This window comes from Stenotrophomonas sp. 2619, assembly GCF_040548725.1.
Lineage (GTDB): Bacteria > Pseudomonadota > Gammaproteobacteria > Xanthomonadales > Xanthomonadaceae > Stenotrophomonas > Stenotrophomonas maltophilia_AP.
Window position 1 is genome coordinate 18,544 of record NZ_JBEPSF010000021.1, and the last position, 18,720, is coordinate 37,263.

The 18,720-nt window shown below is 67.0% G+C and carries 23 protein-coding genes; 20 read left to right on the plus strand and 3 right to left on the minus strand.

Annotation, left to right across the window (positions count from 1 at the left end):
- The first annotated feature begins 50 nt into the window (after window positions 1-50).
- Both ABIA71_RS18275 and ABIA71_RS18280 read left to right on the plus strand, forming a co-directional pair.
- Window positions 51-845: a DUF3108 domain-containing protein gene (locus ABIA71_RS18275; protein WP_354287110.1), complete on the plus strand. Its 795-nt coding sequence runs from the start codon at window positions 51-53 to the stop codon at window positions 843-845.
- Between the two features lie 3 nt (window positions 846-848).
- Window positions 849-1,532, plus strand: a complete 684-nt coding sequence (locus tag ABIA71_RS18280; protein WP_354287112.1) for a DUF3108 domain-containing protein — start codon at window positions 849-851, stop codon at window positions 1,530-1,532.
- 84 nt (window positions 1,533-1,616) lie between these two features.
- Here the strand turns inward: ABIA71_RS18280 and ABIA71_RS18285 are convergent, their stop codons facing one another.
- The 3 genes from ABIA71_RS18285 to ABIA71_RS18295 all read right to left on the minus strand — a co-directional run bounded on the left by ABIA71_RS18285 (window position 1,617) and on the right by ABIA71_RS18295 (window position 3,508).
- Window positions 1,617-1,928 (minus strand): EF-hand domain-containing protein, encoded by a 312-nt coding sequence (locus ABIA71_RS18285; RefSeq protein ID WP_354287114.1) that lies wholly within the window; start codon window positions 1,926-1,928, stop codon window positions 1,617-1,619.
- Window positions 1,925-3,199 carry a UDP-N-acetylglucosamine 1-carboxyvinyltransferase gene (murA, locus tag ABIA71_RS18290; RefSeq protein WP_354287116.1) on the minus strand — a complete coding sequence of 425 codons (1,275 nt, stop codon included), beginning with the start codon at window positions 3,197-3,199 and terminating at the stop codon, window positions 1,925-1,927. The genes ABIA71_RS18285 and murA overlap by 4 nt, the downstream gene beginning before the upstream one ends.
- A 78-nt stretch (window positions 3,200-3,277) precedes the next feature.
- A complete protein-coding gene (locus ABIA71_RS18295) occupies window positions 3,278-3,508 on the minus strand; it encodes a BolA family protein (protein WP_313246431.1) in 231 nt (76 codons plus the stop codon).
- 53 nt (window positions 3,509-3,561) lie between these two features.
- Between ABIA71_RS18295 and ABIA71_RS18300 the strand changes: the two genes are divergently transcribed.
- The 18 genes from ABIA71_RS18300 to ABIA71_RS18385 all read left to right on the plus strand — a co-directional run bounded on the left by ABIA71_RS18300 (window position 3,562) and on the right by ABIA71_RS18385 (window position 18,566).
- Window positions 3,562-4,563, plus strand: coding sequence for a KpsF/GutQ family sugar-phosphate isomerase (locus tag ABIA71_RS18300; RefSeq protein WP_354287117.1), 1,002 nt, complete (start codon window positions 3,562-3,564; stop codon window positions 4,561-4,563).
- A gap of 45 nt (window positions 4,564-4,608) precedes the next feature.
- A complete protein-coding gene (locus tag ABIA71_RS18305; RefSeq protein ID WP_354287119.1) occupies window positions 4,609-5,157 on the plus strand; it encodes a KdsC family phosphatase in 549 nt (182 codons plus the stop codon).
- Window positions 5,154-5,714 carry an LPS export ABC transporter periplasmic protein LptC gene (gene lptC / locus ABIA71_RS18310; RefSeq protein ID WP_354287120.1) on the plus strand — a complete coding sequence of 187 codons (561 nt, stop codon included), beginning with the start codon at window positions 5,154-5,156 and terminating at the stop codon, window positions 5,712-5,714. Before ABIA71_RS18305 ends, lptC begins: the two co-directional genes overlap by 4 nt.
- 140 nt (window positions 5,715-5,854) lie before the next feature.
- The gene (gene lptA / locus ABIA71_RS18315; RefSeq protein ID WP_354287122.1) at window positions 5,855-6,406 is read left to right on the plus strand and encodes a lipopolysaccharide transport periplasmic protein LptA; all 552 of its coding nucleotides are present in this window, start codon (window positions 5,855-5,857) and stop codon (window positions 6,404-6,406) included.
- Complete coding sequence (gene lptB / locus ABIA71_RS18320) at window positions 6,406-7,125, plus strand: LPS export ABC transporter ATP-binding protein (RefSeq protein ID WP_038689973.1); 720 nt, start codon at window positions 6,406-6,408, stop codon at window positions 7,123-7,125. Before lptA ends, lptB begins: the two co-directional genes overlap by 1 nt.
- Before the next feature lie 83 nt (window positions 7,126-7,208).
- Complete coding sequence (locus ABIA71_RS18325) at window positions 7,209-8,606, plus strand: RNA polymerase factor sigma-54 (protein WP_502961280.1); 1,398 nt, start codon at window positions 7,209-7,211, stop codon at window positions 8,604-8,606.
- Window positions 8,607-8,661: 55 nt separating this feature from the next.
- Complete coding sequence (hpf, locus tag ABIA71_RS18330) at window positions 8,662-8,979, plus strand: ribosome hibernation-promoting factor, HPF/YfiA family (RefSeq protein WP_038689977.1); 318 nt, start codon at window positions 8,662-8,664, stop codon at window positions 8,977-8,979.
- Between the two features lie 21 nt (window positions 8,980-9,000).
- On the plus strand, window positions 9,001-9,453 hold the full coding sequence (locus ABIA71_RS18335) for a PTS sugar transporter subunit IIA (protein WP_128098032.1): 453 nt from the start codon (window positions 9,001-9,003) through the stop codon (window positions 9,451-9,453).
- Complete coding sequence (gene hprK / locus ABIA71_RS18340; RefSeq protein ID WP_038689981.1) at window positions 9,450-10,400, plus strand: HPr(Ser) kinase/phosphatase; 951 nt, start codon at window positions 9,450-9,452, stop codon at window positions 10,398-10,400. Before ABIA71_RS18335 ends, hprK begins: the two co-directional genes overlap by 4 nt.
- Window positions 10,397-11,287 (plus strand): RNase adapter RapZ, encoded by an 891-nt coding sequence (gene rapZ, locus ABIA71_RS18345; protein WP_354287127.1) that lies wholly within the window; start codon window positions 10,397-10,399, stop codon window positions 11,285-11,287. Before hprK ends, rapZ begins: the two co-directional genes overlap by 4 nt.
- 190 nt (window positions 11,288-11,477) lie before the next feature.
- Window positions 11,478-11,870, plus strand: coding sequence for a PTS sugar transporter subunit IIA (locus ABIA71_RS18350; protein ID WP_038689985.1), 393 nt, complete (start codon window positions 11,478-11,480; stop codon window positions 11,868-11,870).
- A complete protein-coding gene (locus ABIA71_RS18355; RefSeq protein WP_038689987.1) occupies window positions 11,863-12,132 on the plus strand; it encodes an HPr family phosphocarrier protein in 270 nt (89 codons plus the stop codon). Before ABIA71_RS18350 ends, ABIA71_RS18355 begins: the two co-directional genes overlap by 8 nt.
- 2 nt (window positions 12,133-12,134) lie before the next feature.
- Window positions 12,135-13,913, plus strand: coding sequence for a phosphoenolpyruvate--protein phosphotransferase (ptsP, locus tag ABIA71_RS18360; protein WP_354287130.1), 1,779 nt, complete (start codon window positions 12,135-12,137; stop codon window positions 13,911-13,913).
- A gap of 188 nt (window positions 13,914-14,101) precedes the next feature.
- A complete protein-coding gene (locus tag ABIA71_RS18365; RefSeq protein ID WP_354287131.1) occupies window positions 14,102-14,680 on the plus strand; it encodes a hypothetical protein in 579 nt (192 codons plus the stop codon).
- Between the two features lie 482 nt (window positions 14,681-15,162).
- Window positions 15,163-16,524, plus strand: a complete 1,362-nt coding sequence (gene mgtE / locus ABIA71_RS18370; protein ID WP_038689989.1) for a magnesium transporter — start codon at window positions 15,163-15,165, stop codon at window positions 16,522-16,524.
- 13 nt (window positions 16,525-16,537) lie between these two features.
- Window positions 16,538-16,804, plus strand: a complete 267-nt coding sequence (locus tag ABIA71_RS18375; protein ID WP_038689991.1) for a hypothetical protein — start codon at window positions 16,538-16,540, stop codon at window positions 16,802-16,804.
- Window positions 16,805-16,871: 67 nt separating this feature from the next.
- Window positions 16,872-17,669, plus strand: coding sequence for a carboxylesterase family protein (locus ABIA71_RS18380; RefSeq protein WP_354287134.1), 798 nt, complete (start codon window positions 16,872-16,874; stop codon window positions 17,667-17,669).
- Window positions 17,670-18,116: 447 nt separating this feature from the next.
- On the plus strand, window positions 18,117-18,566 hold the full coding sequence (locus tag ABIA71_RS18385) for an REP-associated tyrosine transposase (RefSeq protein WP_354287135.1): 450 nt from the start codon (window positions 18,117-18,119) through the stop codon (window positions 18,564-18,566).
- Window positions 18,567-18,720: the final 154 nt, after the last annotated feature.

Sequence of the window (18,720 nt, forward strand, 5' to 3'; positions counted from 1 at the left end):
TGCTGATCCGGACGCTGGCATCCTCCCCCTTCCCCCTTTCCCGTGCCCGCATGAACACCTCCCTGTCCAAGCCAGTGCTGCTGATTGCATCCCTGCTGTGCACCGTGGCGATCGCACAGGCGCAGGAACCGCCTGCGGCCGCGCCGGAACAGGCGGCAGCGCCGCTGCCGGTCCCGGCGATCAGCTGGGAAGCGCCGCCGCTGGAGCCGTTCACCGCCACCTACCAGGCCTTGTACAAGGGCAAGGAGGCGGGCGACGCCATCATGAAGGTCACCCACACCGGCGGCGCGCAGTGGCGGGTGGACATGCAGGTGGTGGGCCGGCGCGGCTTTGCCAGCGTGCTCGGCCTGAACCTGGAACAGAGCACCGTGTTCGAGAAGCAGGGCGAGGTCTACGTACCGATCAGCCAGGCCACCGTGCGCAAGGGCCTGTTCCTGGGCAAGAAGGTCAGTGGCACCTACAACTGGCAGGCCGGTACCGCGCAGTGGCTGGGCGACCTGAAAAAGGAACGCACCCAGCCAATTCCGCTGCAGCCCGGCGACCAGAGCGCCCTGCTGATCAACCTGGCGATCATGCGCGACGCCCGCCCCGGCAGCCAGATGCACTACCGCTACGTCGACGTGGGCCGGGTGCGCCAGCACGACTACCAGGCCGCGTCGGACACCGAGAACGTGCAGGTCGGCGACCTGTCCTACAACGCGCTGCGGGTCCACCGGACCAACGGCGGCAATGACGAAACCATCCTCTGGATCGCCAACGGTGTTCCCACACCGGTGCGCATCCTGCAACGCGAAGATGGGGAAGATCGGATCGATCTTCGCCTGATCGAATACCAAGGAGTCTGAGCAATGAACCTGATGAACCGCCCGCTGACCTGGATCGCCGCTGGCGCACTGGCCGTGGTGAGCCTGCCGGCCATGGCGCTGCAGCCGTTCAAGGCCGATTACCAGGCCAGCTACATGGGCATGCAGGCCAACGGCACGATGACGCTGGCCAGCGAAGGCAACAACAAGTGGCGCTACAGCCTCAACGTGAAGAACCAGCTGGCCGACCTCAGCCAGAGCACCGTGTTCGAGGAAGCCAACGGTCGCCTGCGCCCGCTCACCAGCAACGACCGGTCGGTGCTGCTGGTGAAGAAGCGCAACGTGGATGCCAACTACAACTGGTCCAGCAACCAGGCCACCTGGACCGGCGACGTGAAAGGCGATCGCCGCGGTCCGGTTGCACTGAAACCCGGTGACATGGATGCGCTGCTGATCAACCTGGCGATCGCGCGCGATCTGGCCGCCGGCAAGCCGCTGAACTACCGCATGGTCGACGAAGGCCGCATCAAGCCGATGAGCTACAAGGTGGTCGGCCAGGAGAAGATCACGGTGGGCGGCAAGTCGTACGACGCCACCAAGGTGTCGCGCACGGACGGCAACAAGGAATTGATCGCGTGGATCGTCAAGGAATTCCCGGTCCCGGCGCGCCTGCTGCAGCGTGAGAGCGGCAAGGATGCGCTGGACCTGACGATCAAAGGGATGAATTGAGGCATGCGCACCGACCAACGGTCGGTGCCTACCGACGGCGGCGTGTCGCCGGATGGAAAAAAGCCCGCTTGCGCGGGCTTTTTTTCATTCCTTCGCGGCCTCGTCGCCGAACACCGTCTTGCAGTCCACGCGGATCTGCTCGCCGTTGCTGCGCCAGTAGAAGGTGCGGCAATGCCGGTTGCCCTCCTGCTGGTTGGTCACGCCCACCGCGTAGAACGCCTGCAGCACTTCGGTGCGGCTGACGGTGCCGTCGGCGTTCCAGTCCATGTCCTGCTGCTCGATCCCCTGGGTAATGGCGATGTTGGCGTACCAGGCATAGCCCAGCCACGCCAGCACCACCAGGATCAGGACCAGCAGCGCCTTGCGGCGGCGGGTGAACGAGCCGCGCAGGATCATGCGGTCACGCGCCGGATGGTCGCGCCCAGCGAAGACAGCTTCTCTTCGATGTTCTCGTAGCCACGGTCCAGGTGGTAGATGCGGTCGATGGTGGTGTCACCCTCGGCCATCAGACCGGCCAGGATCAGCGACGCCGAGGCGCGCAGGTCGGTGGCCATCACCGGCGCACCGCTCAGGTGTTCGGCACCGCGCACGATCGCGGTGTGGCCTTCCACCTGGATGTCCGCGCCCAGGCGCAGCAGTTCGTTGACGTGCATGAAGCGGTTTTCGAAGATCGTTTCATTGATCACGCCCACGCCATCGGCCACGCAGTTGAGCGCCATGAACTGCGCCTGCATGTCGGTCGGGAACGCCGGGTACGGCGCGGTGGTCAGGTTGACCGCGCGCGGGCGCTTGCCGTCCATGTCCAGGGTGATGCTGTCTTCGGTGGTCTCGATCTTCGCGCCGGCTTCCACCAGCTTGGACAGCACCGCGTCCATGGTGTTGGGGCGGGCGCGGTTGACCGTGACCTTGCCGCCGGTCATCGCCGCGGCCACCAGGAAGGTGCCGGTTTCGATGCGGTCGGGCAGCACTTCATGACGGCCGCCGGACAGCTTCTCCACGCCTTCGATCACCAAGCGGGCGGTGCCCAGGCCTTCGATCTTCGCGCCGAGTGCGATCAGGCAGTGCGCCAGGTCGGTGACTTCCGGTTCCATCGCTGCGTTGTCCAGCACGGTGGTGCCTTCGGCGAGCACGGCCGCCATCAGCACGTTCTCGGTGCCGGTGACGCTGACCATGTCGAAGGTGAAGTGCGCGCCCTTCAGGCGCTTGGCCTGGGCCTTGATGAAGCCGTTCTCGACGGTGATTTCCGCACCCAGTGCCTGCAGGCCCTTGATGTGCTGGTCAACCGGGCGCGAGCCGATGGCGCAGCCGCCGGGCAGCGACACCTCGGCCGCGCCGAAGCGGGCCAGCAGCGGGCCCAGCACCAGGATCGAGGCGCGCATGGTCTTGACCAGCTCGTACGGGGCCACATGCTGGTTCACCGAACGCGGGTCCACCACGATCGCGCTGCCACGCGACAGCGTGCCCTGGTCGATGGTGACCTTGGCCCCCAGTTCGCCGAGCAGCTTCACCGTGGTGACCACGTCGTGCAGGTGCGGCACGTTGGTGATTTCCACCGGCGCGTCGGCCAGCAGGGTGGCGCACAGGATGGGGAGGACGGCGTTCTTGGCGCCGGAAATGTTCACTTCACCGTGCAGCGGCTTGCCGCCGGTCACTACGATCTTGGCCATGGAATCTACTTGAATTGAGGTAGAGCCGACCGGTGGTCGGCTGATCTAATCGGTCGGCGGATCTAATCGGTCGGCTGACTAACCCGCTTCGGCCGGGGTCACCGTCTTCAGCGCCAGCGCGTGGATCGCCCCGCCCATCAGATCGCCAAGGGTGGCATAAACCATGCGGTGGCGCGCCAGCGGCAGCTTGCCGGCAAAGGCGTCGCAGACCACGGTGGCCTCGAAGTGAACGCCATCGTCGCCCTGCACGTCCGCGCGGGCGCCGGGCAGGCCGGTTTCGATCAGATTGCGGATGGTCTCGGCGTCCAACGGGCTTTCCTAATAAAATGAGCGCTCATTCTACTCTTCCGCGTGGCGCCCGCATGGCTGTATCGCCCCTGCTCCCCCATCCGGCCGACCCTGCGGCACTGGTCGCCAGCGGCCGCCGCGTGTTCAAGATCGAGGCCGACGCCCTGGCCGCCGTGGCCGACCGGCTTGGCGATGCGTTCAGCCAGGCCTGCCAGCTGGTCCTGCACGGCAAGGGCCGGGTGGTGGCCACCGGGATGGGCAAGTCCGGCCACGTGGCGCGCAAGATCGCCGCCACCCTGGCCTCCACCGGCACCCCGGCCTTCTATGTGCATCCCGGTGAGGCCGGCCACGGCGACCTGGGCATGATCACCGAAGACGACGTGGTGCTGGCCCTGTCCTACTCGGGCGAGTCTGACGAACTGCTGATGCTGCTGCCGGTGCTCAAGCGCCAGGGCAACCGGCTGATCGCCATGACCGGCCGCCCGCAGTCCAGCCTGGCGCGGGCCGCCGACGTCCACCTGGACGTCAGCGTGCCGGCCGAGGCCTGCCCGCTGGCGCTGGCCCCCACCTCCAGCACCACCGCCTCGCTGGCCATGGGCGATGCGCTGGCCGTGGCCCTGCTGGATGCACGCGGCTTCACCGCCGACGACTTCGCCCGCTCGCACCCGGCCGGCAGCCTGGGCCGCCGCCTGCTGCTGCACATCACCGATGTGATGCACAGCGGCGAGGAACTGCCGCAGGTGGACGCCGACGCCAGCCTCAGCGAGGCGCTGCTGGAAATGAGCCGCAAGCGGCTGGGCATGACCGCCGTGGTGGACGCCGACCAGCGCCTGATCGGCCTGTTCACCGACGGCGACCTGCGCCGCGCGCTGGATACCGAACTGGATGTGCGCAGCGCGAAGATCGCCGAGGTGATGACCCGCAACCCGCGCACCATCGGCGCCGACCAGCTGGCCGCCGAGGCCGCCCGGCTCATGGAAACCCACAAGATCACCGGCCTGATGGTGGTGGACGGCCAGGGAAAGCTGGTCGGCGCGCTCAACATTCATGACCTGTTGCGGGCGCGGGTGGTTTAAACCACAGTTGCCTTCCTCCATTCAGCCACGACCTGCCCCCTGCCGATGCCCTATTCCCCGTTGCCCGGTTTCCCGTCCCACCTGCATGCCGTTGCCGGCCGCATCCGGCTGGCCTGTTTCGACGTGGACGGCACGCTCACCGATGGTCGGCTTTACTACGACCGTGACGGCAACGAGAGCAAGGCGTATTACGTGCAGGACGGACTTGGCCTGAAACTGCTGCAGCAACACGGCATCCACCCGGTGCTGATCACCGCGCGCAACAGCCTGTCGGCACAGAAGCGTGGCGCCGATCTGGGTATCGACACCCAGATCGCGGTGGGCGACAAACTGGCCAGCGTGCGCGCGCTGTGCGACACCCACGGCATCGGCCTGGACCAGGTGGCCTTCATGGGCGACGACCTGCCCGACCTGGCGCCGCTGTGCGCGGTGGGCCTGGCGGTGGCACCGGCCAACGCCCATCCCTGGATCGCCGAGCGCGTGCACTGGCAGACCCGCAGCGATGGCGGCCGTGGCGCGGCCCGCGAGCTGTGCGACGTGCTGCTGGCCGCACAGGGCCACGTGGATGCGGTACTGGCGAGGTTCGGCCTATGAACTGGCGCACCGTCCTGGGGGGGCTGCTGCTGGTGGCTGCCGTGCTCAGTGGCTGGTCGCTGCTGCGCCACCGCGACAAGCCGGCCGCGCAGGTCACCGACGACGGCAGCAAGGATTACGTGCTGCACGACTTCCAGATCATCGCGCTGGATGAGCAGGGCAAGGAATCCACCACCCTGCGCGCGCCGTTGCTGGAGCGGTCGCGCAACGACGAAACGATGAACATCACCACCCCGCTGTTCCTGCTGCCCGACCAGGACGGCAACCACTGGGAACTGCGCAGCGACACCGGCTGGGTCAGCGCCAAGGGCGACCAGCTCAAGCTCGCCGGCAACGTCAATGGCGACAGCCCCAAGGTGGCAAACGTGCCGCCCACCACCTTCCGCACCGACCACCTGGACGTGTTCCCGAAGGAAAACCGGGCCAGGACCGATGCGCTGGTGACCATGACCCGCCCGGGCATGACCCAGTCCGGGGTGGGGTTCGAGCTGGATTCCAAGAACAAGACCTACCATTTCCTGAGCCAGTCCAAGGGCCGCTACACGCCCCAACGCTGAGCCGGTGCACCCGCAGGCGACGTCCTCCTGGACCGGCGCCGCTGCACCGCCCCACCCGACGGCCAGGCCCGAGCCTGGCCAATGCCCCCTTACCCCGTGGCTTCCGGCCACGCCTCTTCTCCGGCAGGACAGACCCTTTCATGAAGATCCCATTTGCAGCCCTCTGCGCGATCAGTCTTCTGGTGCCCACCTTCGCCAGCGCGAAGTCCACCGACCGCAACCAGGACATGACCATCGACGCCGGCGCCCAGTCGGGCACCCTGGTCGGCGATGGCAAGACCACCCTGTCCCAGGGCGTGGTGATCACCCAGGGCACGCTGGACCTGCGCTCGTCCGATGCCGAGATCTACATGAAGGACGGCGAGGCGGTACGCGCGGTGTTCACCGGCAAGCAGGCCAAGCTCAGGCAGCAGCTCGATGACGGCAGCTGGATGGACGCCAGCGCCGACCGCATCGACTACGACATCAAGTCCGAGGTGCTGGTGATGACCGGCAACTACCACGTCAAGAGCGCGCGTGGCACCAACGCCGGCCAGAAGATGACCTACAACACCCGCACCGGCGAAATGAACAGCGGCGGCGACGGCACCCGCGTGCGCACCGTGATTCCGCCCAAGAACAAGACCGCTGCGCCCGCAGCGGCCACCCCGGCCGCCAAGACCACTGTCCCCACTGCCGGGAGCAAGAAGTAATGCTCGTCGCCAAAGGCCTGCGCAAGCGCTACAAGCAGCGCGAAGTGGTCAAGGACTTCGGTCTGACCCTGGAAGCCGGTGAAGTGGTGGGCCTGCTGGGCCCCAACGGTGCCGGCAAGACCACCTGCTTCTACATGATCGTCGGCCTGGTCGAAACCGACGCCGGCAGCATCGTGCTGGACGGCAAGGACATCACCGGCGACCCCATGTACACCCGTGCCAAGCAGGGCGTGGGTTATCTGCCGCAGGAACCGTCCGTATTCCGCAAGCTGACCGTGGCCGACAACATCCGCCTGGTGCTCGAGCTGCGCGAGGACCTGGACAAGGCCGGCCGCGAGGCCGAGCTGAATTCGCTGCTGGACGAGCTGCAGATCGGCCACGTGGCCGACCAGCTGGGCGCCAGCCTGTCCGGCGGCGAGCGCCGGCGCTGCGAGATCGCCCGGGCGCTGGCCGCCCGGCCGCGCCTGATTCTGCTCGATGAACCCTTCGCCGGCGTGGACCCGATCTCGGTCGGCGAGATCCAGCGCATCGTCACCCACCTCAAGCAGCGCGGCATCGGGGTGCTGATCACCGACCACAATGTGCGGGAAACCTTGGGAATCTGCGACCGCGCGTATATCCTCAACGAAGGCAGCGTACTGGCGCAGGGGGCACCAGAGGCGATTCTGGCCAACGCCGATGTCCGTCGCGTCTACCTTGGGGACACCTTCAAGCTCTGACGCCCGGCCGCTGCGGCGCCTTCCCTTCGTTCGGCACAGGCATGAAAGCACGGCTGCAGACATCGCTGGGACAACAACTGGTCATGACGCCGCAGCTGCGTCAGGCGATCAAGCTGTTGCAGATGTCCAGCGCCGAGCTGGAGCTCGAAATCGCCGAGGCAGTGGAAACCAACCCCCTGCTGGACTGGGCCGAGAACGCCGAGCCCGCCCTGGAGGTGGCGCCCAGCGACGACGAGCGCCCGCCCACCCCGACCGACACCCACGGCGACGGCGAGCACCAGGCCTCGGCCAGTGAAGACTGGGCACCGGGTGAAGGCGACTGGAGCAGCGGCAACAGCGGCGGCTCGTTCGACGATGACGACAACGGTAGCGCCGCCGAGCGCGTGGCCGACACCGAGAGCCTGGTCGACCACCTGCTCTGGCAGCTGCACCTGTCGCACCTGTCCACGCGCGATCGCAGCATCGGCGCGGCGCTGATCGACGCATTCGAGGACGACGGCTACCTGCGCGAGCCACTGTCGGCCATCGCCGAGACCCTGCTCCCGGCCATTCATGCCAATGACGCCGAGATCCTCACGGTGCTGCACCAGATCCAGCGCTTCGACCCGATCGGGGTCGGCGCGCGCACCTTGGGCGAGTGCCTGCGGCTGCAACTGGACGTGCTGTGCCCGGACACCCCGGGCCTGGCCCTGGCCCGACGCATCGCCGACGGCCCGCTGGAGCGGCTGCCGCGCAGTGGCGTGGCCGGGCTGGCGCACGAACTGCGTGAGCCGGTCGCCGACGTCGAAGTGGCCGTGCAGCTGCTGCGCACGCTGGACCCGCGCCCGGGCACCCAGATCGGCGAGCTGGCCCATGACAGCTACGTGGTGCCCGACTGCGTGGTCTGGCGCCAGAACGGGGTCTGGCGCGCCGCGCTGGCCAGCCATGCCGGGCCCAAGGTAGTCATCCACCGCGGCTACGAACAGATGATCCGCCGCTGTGGCGAGGCCGACGCCGGCTACCTGCGTGCGCACCTGCAGGAAGCGCGCTGGCTGCTCAAGGGCCTGGAGGCACGCGGGGAAACCCTGCTGCGGGTGATGCGCAGCCTGCTGCAGCAGCAGGCCGCGTTCCTGGAGTTCGGCGAACAGGCGCTGCGCCCGCTCACCCTGCGCGAGGTGGCGGCCGAACTGGGCCTGCACGAATCGACCATTTCCCGGGCGATCGCGCGCAAGTACGTGCGTACCCCGCGCGGCACGCTGGCGCTGCGCAGCTTCTTCGCCTCGGGCATCGACACCGACAGTGGCGGCGAAGCGTCCAGCACCGCCATCCAGGCCATGATCCGGCGCCTGATCGACGACGAGAACCCGCGCAAGCCGCTTTCTGACGCCAAGCTGGCTGACCTGCTCAAGACCTCGGGAATACCGGTAGCGCGGCGCACCGTGGCGAAGTATCGTGAGGCCATGAACATTTCCGCCTCGCACGAAAGGGTACGAATCGCCTGACGCACCGCGCCCGGCGGAAAGGTTCATTGGCTCATCCGAACAAAGGAGAAACCCGATGCGCATCGAGACGTTTGGCAAAGACGTAGAAGTCACCCCGGCCCTGCACGAGTACGTGGAAACCAAGCTGCAGCGCCTGGGCAAGCACTTCGACCAGCACTGCGAGGTGCGGGTCACCCTGGAGCTGCGCAAGAACGAACACCACGTCGATGCCAGTGCCAACGTCCCCGGCCAGACCCTGCACGCCGAGGCTGGCGGTCAGACCATGTATGCCGCGATCGATATCCTGGCCGACAAGCTGGACCGCCTTGTGATCAAGCACAAGGAGAAAAAACAGCAGCACGCGCCGCTGCCAGTGGGCGACAATGACGACTGACGTCCTCGTTCTTCCCCTGACATGCCCTTGACTGATCTCCTGGCGGCCGTGCGCACGCAAGTGTTGCCGGCCGCCGATCGCGACAGCGTCCTGCATGCCGCCGCCCGGCTGCTGGCCTGCCGCGAAGCCAATGCCGACCTGATCTACCAGAACCTGTGCCAGCGCGAACAGCTGGGCAGTACGGCGATCGGCCACGGCATCGCCATTCCACACGGCCGCGCGCCGCTGCTGGAGCGCCCACGCGGCGCCCTGCTGCGACTGGAAAGCCCGGTCGAATTCGGCGGCGACGAACCGGTGGACCTGGTGTTCGCCATTGCCGTCCCGGCCCATTACACCCATCAACACCTGATGCTGCTGTCAGAGCTGGCCGAGTTGTTCTCCGAGCCGGACATCCGCCAGGCGCTGCGCGAAGCGCGCGACGGCGAGGCACTGCGCCAGGTCATCGAATTTCCCCCGCCGGCGAGTGCCGCATGAATACCAGCATCACCGCGCGTGAGCTGTTCGAACAGCAGCGCGACCGCCTGGCCCTGCGCTGGGTGGCCGGGCAGCAGGGCGAGCGCCGCGAACTGGAAGCGGGCAACACCGTCTCGCGACGGCCGTCACTGGCCGGCTATCTCAATGCGATCTACCCCAACAAGGTGCAGATCCTGGGCACCGAGGAACTGTCCTGGCTGGACTCGCTGGACTCGCGCCAGCGCTGGGAAACCATCGAGCGGATCATGCATTCGCACCCGCTGGCGCTGGTGATCACCCGCAACCAGGCGTGCCCGGAAGACCTGCGCGCGGCGGCCGACGAATCGCAGACCCCGCTGTGGATCTCACCCAAGCGCGGCCACGAACTGCTCAACCACCTGTCCTACCACCTGGCCCGCACGCTGGCGCCGCGGGTGATCCTGCATGGCGTGTTCATGGAGATCTACTCCATTGGCGTGCTGATCACCGGTGAAGCGGGGTCGGGCAAGAGCGAACTGGCGCTGGAGCTGCTCAGCCGCGGGCACCGGCTGGTGGCCGACGACGCCCCGGAATTCACCCAGATCGCCCCGGACGTGCTCGACGGCACCTGCCCGGAACTGCTGCAGGACCTGCTGGAAGTGCGCGGCCTGGGCGTGCTCAACGTGCGCGAGATGTTCGGTGACACCGCTGTAAAGAAGAACAAGTACCTTCGGCTGATCGTGCACCTGACCAAGCCCATGACCGAGCCCACCCCGCATGGTTACGAGCGCCTGACCGGCGATTCCGGCACCCGCCACGTGCTGGACCTGGACGTGCCGCTGATCACCCTGCCGGTGATGCCCGGGCGCAACCTGTCGGTGCTGACCGAGGCGGCCACCCGGCTGCACATCCTGCGCACCAAGGGCATCGATCCTGCGGCGATGTTCATCGCCCGCCACAGCAACCTGTTGGAACGCCGAACGCCATGAACACCCCCGCCTCCGCCTCGACCGCCGCCACCCTGATCATCGTCAGTGGCCTGTCTGGTTCCGGCAAGACGGTCGCGCTGAAAACCTTCGAAGACCTCGATTTCTACTGCTCGGACAACCTGCCGATCAACCTGCTGCCGGACTTCGTCCGCAGCCTGCTGGCCGGCCATGATGCCGATGCGCCGCGCCGCCTGGCCGTGGGCATCGACGTGCGCGGGCAGAGCGATCTGAGCCAGCTTTCGCACTGGCGCGAAGATGCACTGGCCGCCGGCCTGGACGCACAGCTGCTGTTCTTCGATGCCACCGACGAAACCCTGCTCAAGCGCTACGCCGACACCCGCCGCCGCCACCCGCTCAGCCAACTGGGCCTGTCGCTGCCCGAGGCGATCGCGCGCGAGCGCGAACTGACCGCCCCGCTGCGGCGCGCCGCCGACGCGGTGATCGACACCACCACCCTCAACGTGCACCAGCTGCGCCGCAAGGTGGTTACCGAGTTCGCGCTGAACCATGGCAGCAAGCTGTCGCTGCTGTTCGAATCGTTCGCCTACAAGCGCGGCGTGCCGGCCGAGGCCGACTTCGTGTTCGACGCCCGGGTGCTGCCCAACCCGCACTGGGACCCCGAACTGCGCCCGATGTCCGGACGCGAGCGCCCCGTGCGCGAGTACCTGGACGCCCAGCCCGACGTGCAGCGCTATGCCGGCCAGCTGATCGACTTCCTGGATACCTGGCTGCCGCGGCTGGGCAACGACACCCGCAGCTATGTCACCGTGGCCTTTGGCTGCACCGGCGGCAAGCACCGCTCGGTGTACCTGGCCGAACGCATGGCCCGCCACGCCCGTGAGCAGGGCTGGCCGGAAGTGGCCACCTTCCACCGGGAACTGGATTGACGGCCTGTCCGGCTCCCGATTTGGAACACAGAAATGTCATCGGATGGGGCGCCGTGCGCGCGGAGATGCTTTTTTTGCGGCCACGGAGCACGTTGAAATGTCACCCGACCAACGGTCGGGTGCTACCGGGGGCAGTCCGCGTGCGGCCTACCCCTACCCCCAATTCATGTTGACCTGTTAACGTTCGGGGATGACCTGTGGCATTCTCCTCGTAACACACCCCGGCGTCGGCACGTCCCTGTTGGATGTGGCGACCCGGCTGCTGCGGCACCTGCCGCTGAAGACCGAAGCTTTCGAAGTACCGTTCGACGCAGACCTGGACGTCCTGCTCCCACTCGCCTCGGCCGCTTTGCGCCGGGTGGACAGTGGCCAGGGCGTGCTGATCCTGACCGACCTGTACGGCGCCAGCCCCAGCAATCTGGCCGGGCAACTGGCTCGTCTGGGCACCCCGGCACGCCGGGTTTCGGCGCTTAGCCTGCCGATGTTGTTGCGGGTGATGAATTATCCGGAACAGGGACTGGATCAACTGCCTGCCACTGCTGCGGCAGGCACTCGCAATGGAGCGATTGTCGACGATGCTTGAACGTGAACTCACCGTATCCAACCGCCTGGGCCTGCACGCCCGCGCCACTGCAAAGCTGGTGCAGGAGCTGGCCCCTTTCCGCTGCAACGTGACCATGGCCGCCAAGGGCCGTGAGATCAACGCCAAGAGCATCATGGGCGTCATGCTGCTGGCCGCCGGCCAGGGCACCCCGGTCACCGTGCGCATCGACGGCGAAGACGAAGCCGCCGCGATGGACGCGGTGGTGGGCCTGTTCGAACGGCGCTTCGACGAGGACAACTGACTATGCCGGGGCAGCCGTCGCGACCGGGATCGACCGCCGCCAGCCGGACCGCGTCCGGCGCGCTGCTGTTGACCGGGCACGGTGCCTCGCGTGGCAATGCGCTCGGCCGTGCCCGGGTGCGGCTGCCGCACGCGCTGGAAGTGGCCGAGCAGCGCATCCCGCCGGCCAAGGTGGAGGCCGAACTGCAGCGCCTGCACCAGGCCGTGGACGCGGCGCGGGCGGAAATGCACGACCTGCGCCAGCGCCTGCAGGGCGCCCTGAACAAGGAAGTCGGCGAGTTCCTCGACCTGCACGCACTGCTGCTGGATGACCCGGAACTGCTGTTCGGGCTGGACGAGCTGATCCGCAGCGGCCCCTACAGCGCCGGCTACGCCCTGCGCGTACAGCGTGACCGGCTGGCCAAGGTCTTCGATGGCATGGACGATGCCTACCTGAAGAGCCGCATGGACGACCTGGACCATGTGATCGGCCGCATCCATGCGTTCCTGCAGAAGCGTCCGCCGGACGTCAAAGGCATGGCCGGCGAGATCCTGGTCTGCGACAACATCGCCCCGTCCGAGCTGGCCCAGCTGCAGGCGCACGGCGTGGTCGGCATCGTCACCGCCGGCGGCAGCGCGCTGTCGCACAGCGCGATCCTGGCCCGCAGCCTGCACCTGCCGCTGATCGTCAACGTACCCAACGTGCTGCAGAAGGTCGCCGACGGCGACGTGCTGATCATGGATGGCAGCGACGGCACGGTCACCATCAACCCGCAGGCCCCGGACCTGCGCGACTACCGCGTGCGCCTGCGCGAACACGCGCGCGAACAGCGCGAACTCGGCCGCCTGCGCACCAAGCCGACCCGCACCCGCGACAACGTCGACATCGCGCTGCTGGCCAACGCCGAATCCAGCGAAGACGTCACCCAGGCCCATGCGCTGGGCGCGCACGGGCTGGGCCTGTACCGCACCGAGTTCCTGTTCCTGCAGCGCAACGAGCTGCCCGATGAGCAGGAGCAGTTTGAAACCTACCGCGACGCCGCGCTGGGCATGAGCGGGCGGCCGGTGACCATCCGCACCCTGGACCTGGGCGCGGACAAGGCCGACCGCACCGGGCTGACCCTGAGCAACGAGGAAAACCCGGCATTGGGCCTGCGCGGGGTGCGCCTGTCGCTGGCCCGGCCGAAGGTGGCCGACACCCAGTTGCGCGCGATCCTGCGTGCCTCGGCCTACGGCAAGCTGCGCATCCTGATTCCGATGGTGAGCACCCGCGAGGAAATCCTCGCGGTGCGCCGGCGCCTGGCCAAGCAGGCCGAGCTGCTGCGCGCCGAAGGCCATGAGGTGGCCGAACACATTCCGTTCGGCGCGATGATCGAAGTGCCCGCCGCGGCGATCGCTCTGGAGAGCTTCATCGACCTGGTCGACTTCCTGTCGATCGGCACCAACGACCTAGTGCAGTACCTGCTGGCCGCCGATCGCAACAACGAGGCGGTTACCGAGCTGTACTCGCCGTTGCATCCGGCGGTGGTGCGCCTGCTGGCGCATATCCTGCGCACCGGCCAGGCCTACGACATTCCGGTGGCGGTGTGCGGCGAGATCGCAGGCGACCCGCGCATGACCCCGCTGCTGCTGGCCCTGGGCCTCACCGAGTTCAGCCTGCATCCGGGCACGCTGCTGGAAGTGCGCCGCGCGATCCGCGACAGCGACCTGTCCGTGCTGCAGGCGATGGCACCGAAGCTGATGCAGGCGCGCGACCGGCGTGGCATTGAACGCTGGATCGAAAAGGCCAGCCTGACGAATTGAAACATGGATTCAATTTGTCACCTACGAGAATGGGCGGGTGGTCGAGCGGCACAGCCATGAGACCTACGGAGGTCAAACTGCTTCACTGCGAACGGATGGCCCTGGCTATACCGGACACGTGGAGGATATCGCCGCCGGGCTGACCTATATGCGGCAACGCTACTACGATCATGGCTGCAATGAAGAGCATGAGTAATCGCGAAACGAGCGCCCAAAGCATCTTCAATTCGACCGCATTGCACGAAGGCTCGCACGGTCTGGATCAGCGCGACAGACTCAGCAAGGGCATGCACCCCATGAAGCGATTCGCCTTGCTATTGGTTGCAGCTTTCAGCGAGCTGGCAGGCGCGAGCGCTTGCCACGTTGAATCAAGGGATGTAGAGCTTGATCAATTGAAGCGAACCCCTCTGGGCCAGAGCGTTGTCGTAGCAGGGTGTTATGAGGCAACGCGTCATGGCATTTCGATTCAGGATTGCAAGGAAGGATTAGGCTCGGGCCTGTGGCTTGAACTATCGGATGAGTTGAGCCGGACCAGGATCGCAGAAGAGTTCCGCGCCTCCGCGTTTCGCATGCCTGCGGTAAAGAATGCCCCTACACTGCACATTCGCGCGCGTGGCCAACTGGTTTCACGCGACTCACATGTTCCTGGCGGGACTATTTTCCAAGCGGTAGATCTACTTTGTTTTGATCCCCTACCCTTGCCTGCCTCCCATCCAGCACGAAAACGCGAGAGCCGCCGCAGCCGCGGAGCACCTCCTGGCGCGTGAACCGGTCACTGGATTCTCCACTCAAGACCTGCTCAATGACACGACGCTCCACGAGGGCGCTCACGGCCTCGAACAGCGCCATCGGGCGCGACACCCCCTTGATCGAAAAATAATCTGCGCAAAGCGTCAATGAATCGTGCGGGAGAGCAAAATGCTCACCTTGAACGCGCCCGCAGACGGGATGCGAACGACCCATTGCTTCGATACTGAATCCGAGTCAGCACAAGGGCGCTAGTCGAGTCCCGCCCCGCCATCCCCGATGGCATGCCATCAAGAATGGTTCCCAAACGTGGCAGGCTTGGCGCGCCCGCGCGATGCGCGAGCCGGGTCAGGTCAGCCGTTGCAGCCCCTGTTGGGGGCGCATTTCAGGCCGCCTGCACCTACCCGATTGACACACAAGCACGCGATAATGACGCGCTGACCACCCCGCATGCCGCATCCTGTCCGGATCGCGGCCTTTTCTTTTCCCGCAGGAGCTGCCCATGGCCGAAGCCGTACGCCACGACAAGACGGCACGCCAGCTGCGGCTGTTGTCCGATGCACTGGACAGCGGGCGACTGGGTCCGGTGCGCCGGCTGGTCAACACGTTGGCGCCGGCCGAGATCGGCAACCTGCTGGAATCGCTGCCGCCGGGCAAGCGCGAAGTGGTGTGGGGCCTGGTCGACCCGGAAGACGATGGCGAGGTGCTGGTCCACGTCGGCGAAGAAGTGCGCGAAAGCCTGCTGGCCGACATGGACCCGGACGAAATCATCGCCGCGGTCGAAGACCTGGACATCGATGACCTGGCCGACCTGGTCGAGGACCTGCCGGACACGGTCATCGACGAAGTGCTCAAGTCGATGGACCGCGAGAACCGCGAGCGGCTTGAACAGGTGCTGTCCTACCCCGAGGACAGCGCCGGCCGCCTGATGAACCCGGACGTGGTGACCGTGCGCGCCGACGTCAATGTGGACGTGGTGCTGCGTTACCTGCGCCTGCGCGGCGAACTGCCCGACCATACCGATCACCTGTTCGTGGTCAGCCGCCGCCACCAGTACCTGGGCCGGCTGTCGCTGGCCGCGCTGGTCACCCATGAAGACAACACCCCGATCAACCGGCTGATCGACGACGAGCAACCGGCCATCGACGTCGGCGAGGGTGCCGAGGAAGTGGCCCGGCAGTTCTCCGATCATGACTGGGTGTCCGCCCCGGTGGTGGACGACAACAACATCCTGCTCGGCCGCATCACCATCGATGACGTGGTCGACATCATCCGGTCGCAGGCCGAGCACCAGGCGTTGGGCGCGGCCGGTCTGGACGAAGAAGAAGATCTGTTCTCGCCGATCAAGCGTGCCGTGCGCGGCCGCGTGGTCTGGCTGGGCATCAACCTGTGCACCGCGTTCCTGGCGGCCAGCGTGATCGGCCAGTTCGAGCTGACCCTGCAGAAGGTGGTGGCGCTGGCGGTGCTGATGCCGATCGTGGCCGGCGTCGGCGGCAATGCCGCGGTGCAGGTGCTGACCCTGATGGTGCGCGGCATCGCGCTGGGCCAGGTGGGCCCGAGCAATGCGCGCATCCTGCTGTGGAAGGAATCGCGGGTGGCGCTGATCAACGGCACGCTGATCGGCACGGTGGTGGGCATCATCGCCTTCCTGTGGTTCCACAGTTTCCTGCTGTCGCTGGTGATCACCCTGGCGCTGATCATCAACTTCTGCGCCGCGGCGCTGGCGGGCGTACTGCTGCCGCTGATGCTCAAGCGCATGAACGTCGACCCGGCCGTGGCCGGCACCGTGGTGGTGACCGCCGTCACCGACGTGATGGGCTTCTTCAGCTTCCTGGGCCTGGCCACCCTGATCCTGCTGCACTGACCCTGGACCCCGCATGGCCGTGACCCTCGACAACTACTTCGTCCCCGGCTGGCGCGACGCAACCTATACCTGCGCCGCCTGCGAATGGCAGGGCAGCGCGCGCCAGATGCCGATGGAACTGCACGAAGACGAAGCGCAGTTCGACTGCCCGCAGTGCGAAAACCCGATCCTGCTGGTGGTCCACCCTACCCTGGCCCAGGTACAGGCGGCGGCGGCCGACGGGCACCCCGAGGCGATCGAGCAGATGGAGATCCTGGCCGCCGCGCCGCGCCCGGACTGATGCACTGCACGATGCCCCGGCGCGCCGGGGCGCCTAGACTGAAAACGTTTCCAGTCGAGGATGGGCAATGGCACGACGACACGCGCGGTGGCTGCTGTGCGCAATGGCGATGGTGACGCTGGCCGGGTGTGCACCGACCCGCCAGGAGGTGGGCCATTTCGAAGCCCGCGCCGTGAAGGTGGACGGACGTACCGCGTACTACCAGGTCTTCGTGCCACGCGGCGCGCGGGCGCAGCCCGATCGTCTGCCGGTGGTGCTGTTCCTGCACGGTTCGGGCGAACGCGGCAACGACAACCAGGCCCAGACCGAGGCCGGGCTGGGGCCCTACCTGCGCCGCCATGCCGATACCTTCCCCGCGCTGGTGGTGCTGCCCCAGGTACCCGGCGACGGCGAGTGGTCGGGCGGCAACAACCGCGCCGCGCTGGCCGCGCTGGATGCCACCGTGGCCGAGTTCAACGCCGACCCGCAGCGCCAGTACCTCACCGGCATGTCGATGGGCGGCTACGGCAGCTGGAACATCGCGCTGGACGCGCCGCAGCGCTTCGCCGCGATCGTACCGGTATGTGGCGCGGTACTGGCCCCGCGCGCGGTGCGCCCGACCCTGTTCGTGGAAGACGTGGCGCATGAAGCCGACCCGTACGCCGCCATCGCCCAACGCCTGAAACACACCCCGATCTGGATGTTCCATGGCGCCCGCGACGACGTGGTGCCGCCGGAAGACGACCGCCGGTTGAAGGCTGCCTTCGCGCAGGTCGGGGCCAAGGACGTGCGTTACACCGAATACCCGGACGGCAACCACAACGCGTGGGATGCCACGTATGCCGATGACGCGATGTGGGCGTGGTTGTGGACGCAGAAGCGATGAACATACCGCCGCATACCCGGTTCCTGGATCCCGCAACCGAGTAACGCCGGCCGCTGGCCGGCTCCTCGCCATCCAACCCGGTAGTGCCGGCCGCTGGCCGGCTCCTCGCAATCCAGCCCGGTAGTGCCGGCCGCTGGCCGGCTCCTCGCAATCCAACCCGGTAGTGCCGGCCGCTGGCCGGCTCCTCGCAATCCAACCCGGTAGTGCCGGCCGCTGGCCGGCTCCTCACAATCCAACCCGGTAGTGCCGGCCGCTGGCCGGCTCCTCATACCGCTGGATTCATGCAGAGCCGGCCAGCGGCCGGCACTACCGTTGGTTGGCTGGGAGCCGGCCAGCGGCCGGCACTACGCTTTTGCGGCCGGCGGCCTGCATTGCCGGGGTGTTGCACCACCGACGCGTGCGCGTTTGCCTGACACCCTTGCGCTGGACGATCAATCACCATGCCCCATGAGCTCTTCCCGACTGCGCATCGGCCGTTGTTCGCTTCCCGGACAGGCGTACACCCTGACGATGGTGTGCCACAACCGACACCGCTGGTTTGATGATCCCAACCTGGCGGCCATCGCCATGAACCACCTGCGCGACATCGACCAACGTGGTTACGCCCGGTCACTGGCCTGGGTGGTGATGCCCGATCATGTGCATTGGCTGGTGGAACTCGGGAGCCAGCCGCTGGCAGGCATCGCGCGCCGTTTCAAATCGTCGAGTGCCCTGGCCATCAACCGAGCGCTCGGTCGAGGTGGCGCGCTGTGGCAGGCTGGCTATCACGATCACGCCGTACGGTCGGATGAATCGCTGCATCGCCACGCGATGTACATCTTGGGCAATCCCGTCCGGGCAGGTCTGAGCGAGCAGGTCGAGGACTACCCGTACGCCTGGAGCCTGTGGACCGGGTAGTGCCGGCCGCTGGCCGGCTCCTCGCGGACACAACGGTAGTGCCGGCCGCTGGCCGGCTCCGCGCGGACACAACGGTAGTGCCGGCCGCTGGCCGGCTCCTCGCGGACACAGCGGTAGTGCCGGCCGCTGGCCGGCTCCTCGCGGACACAGCGGT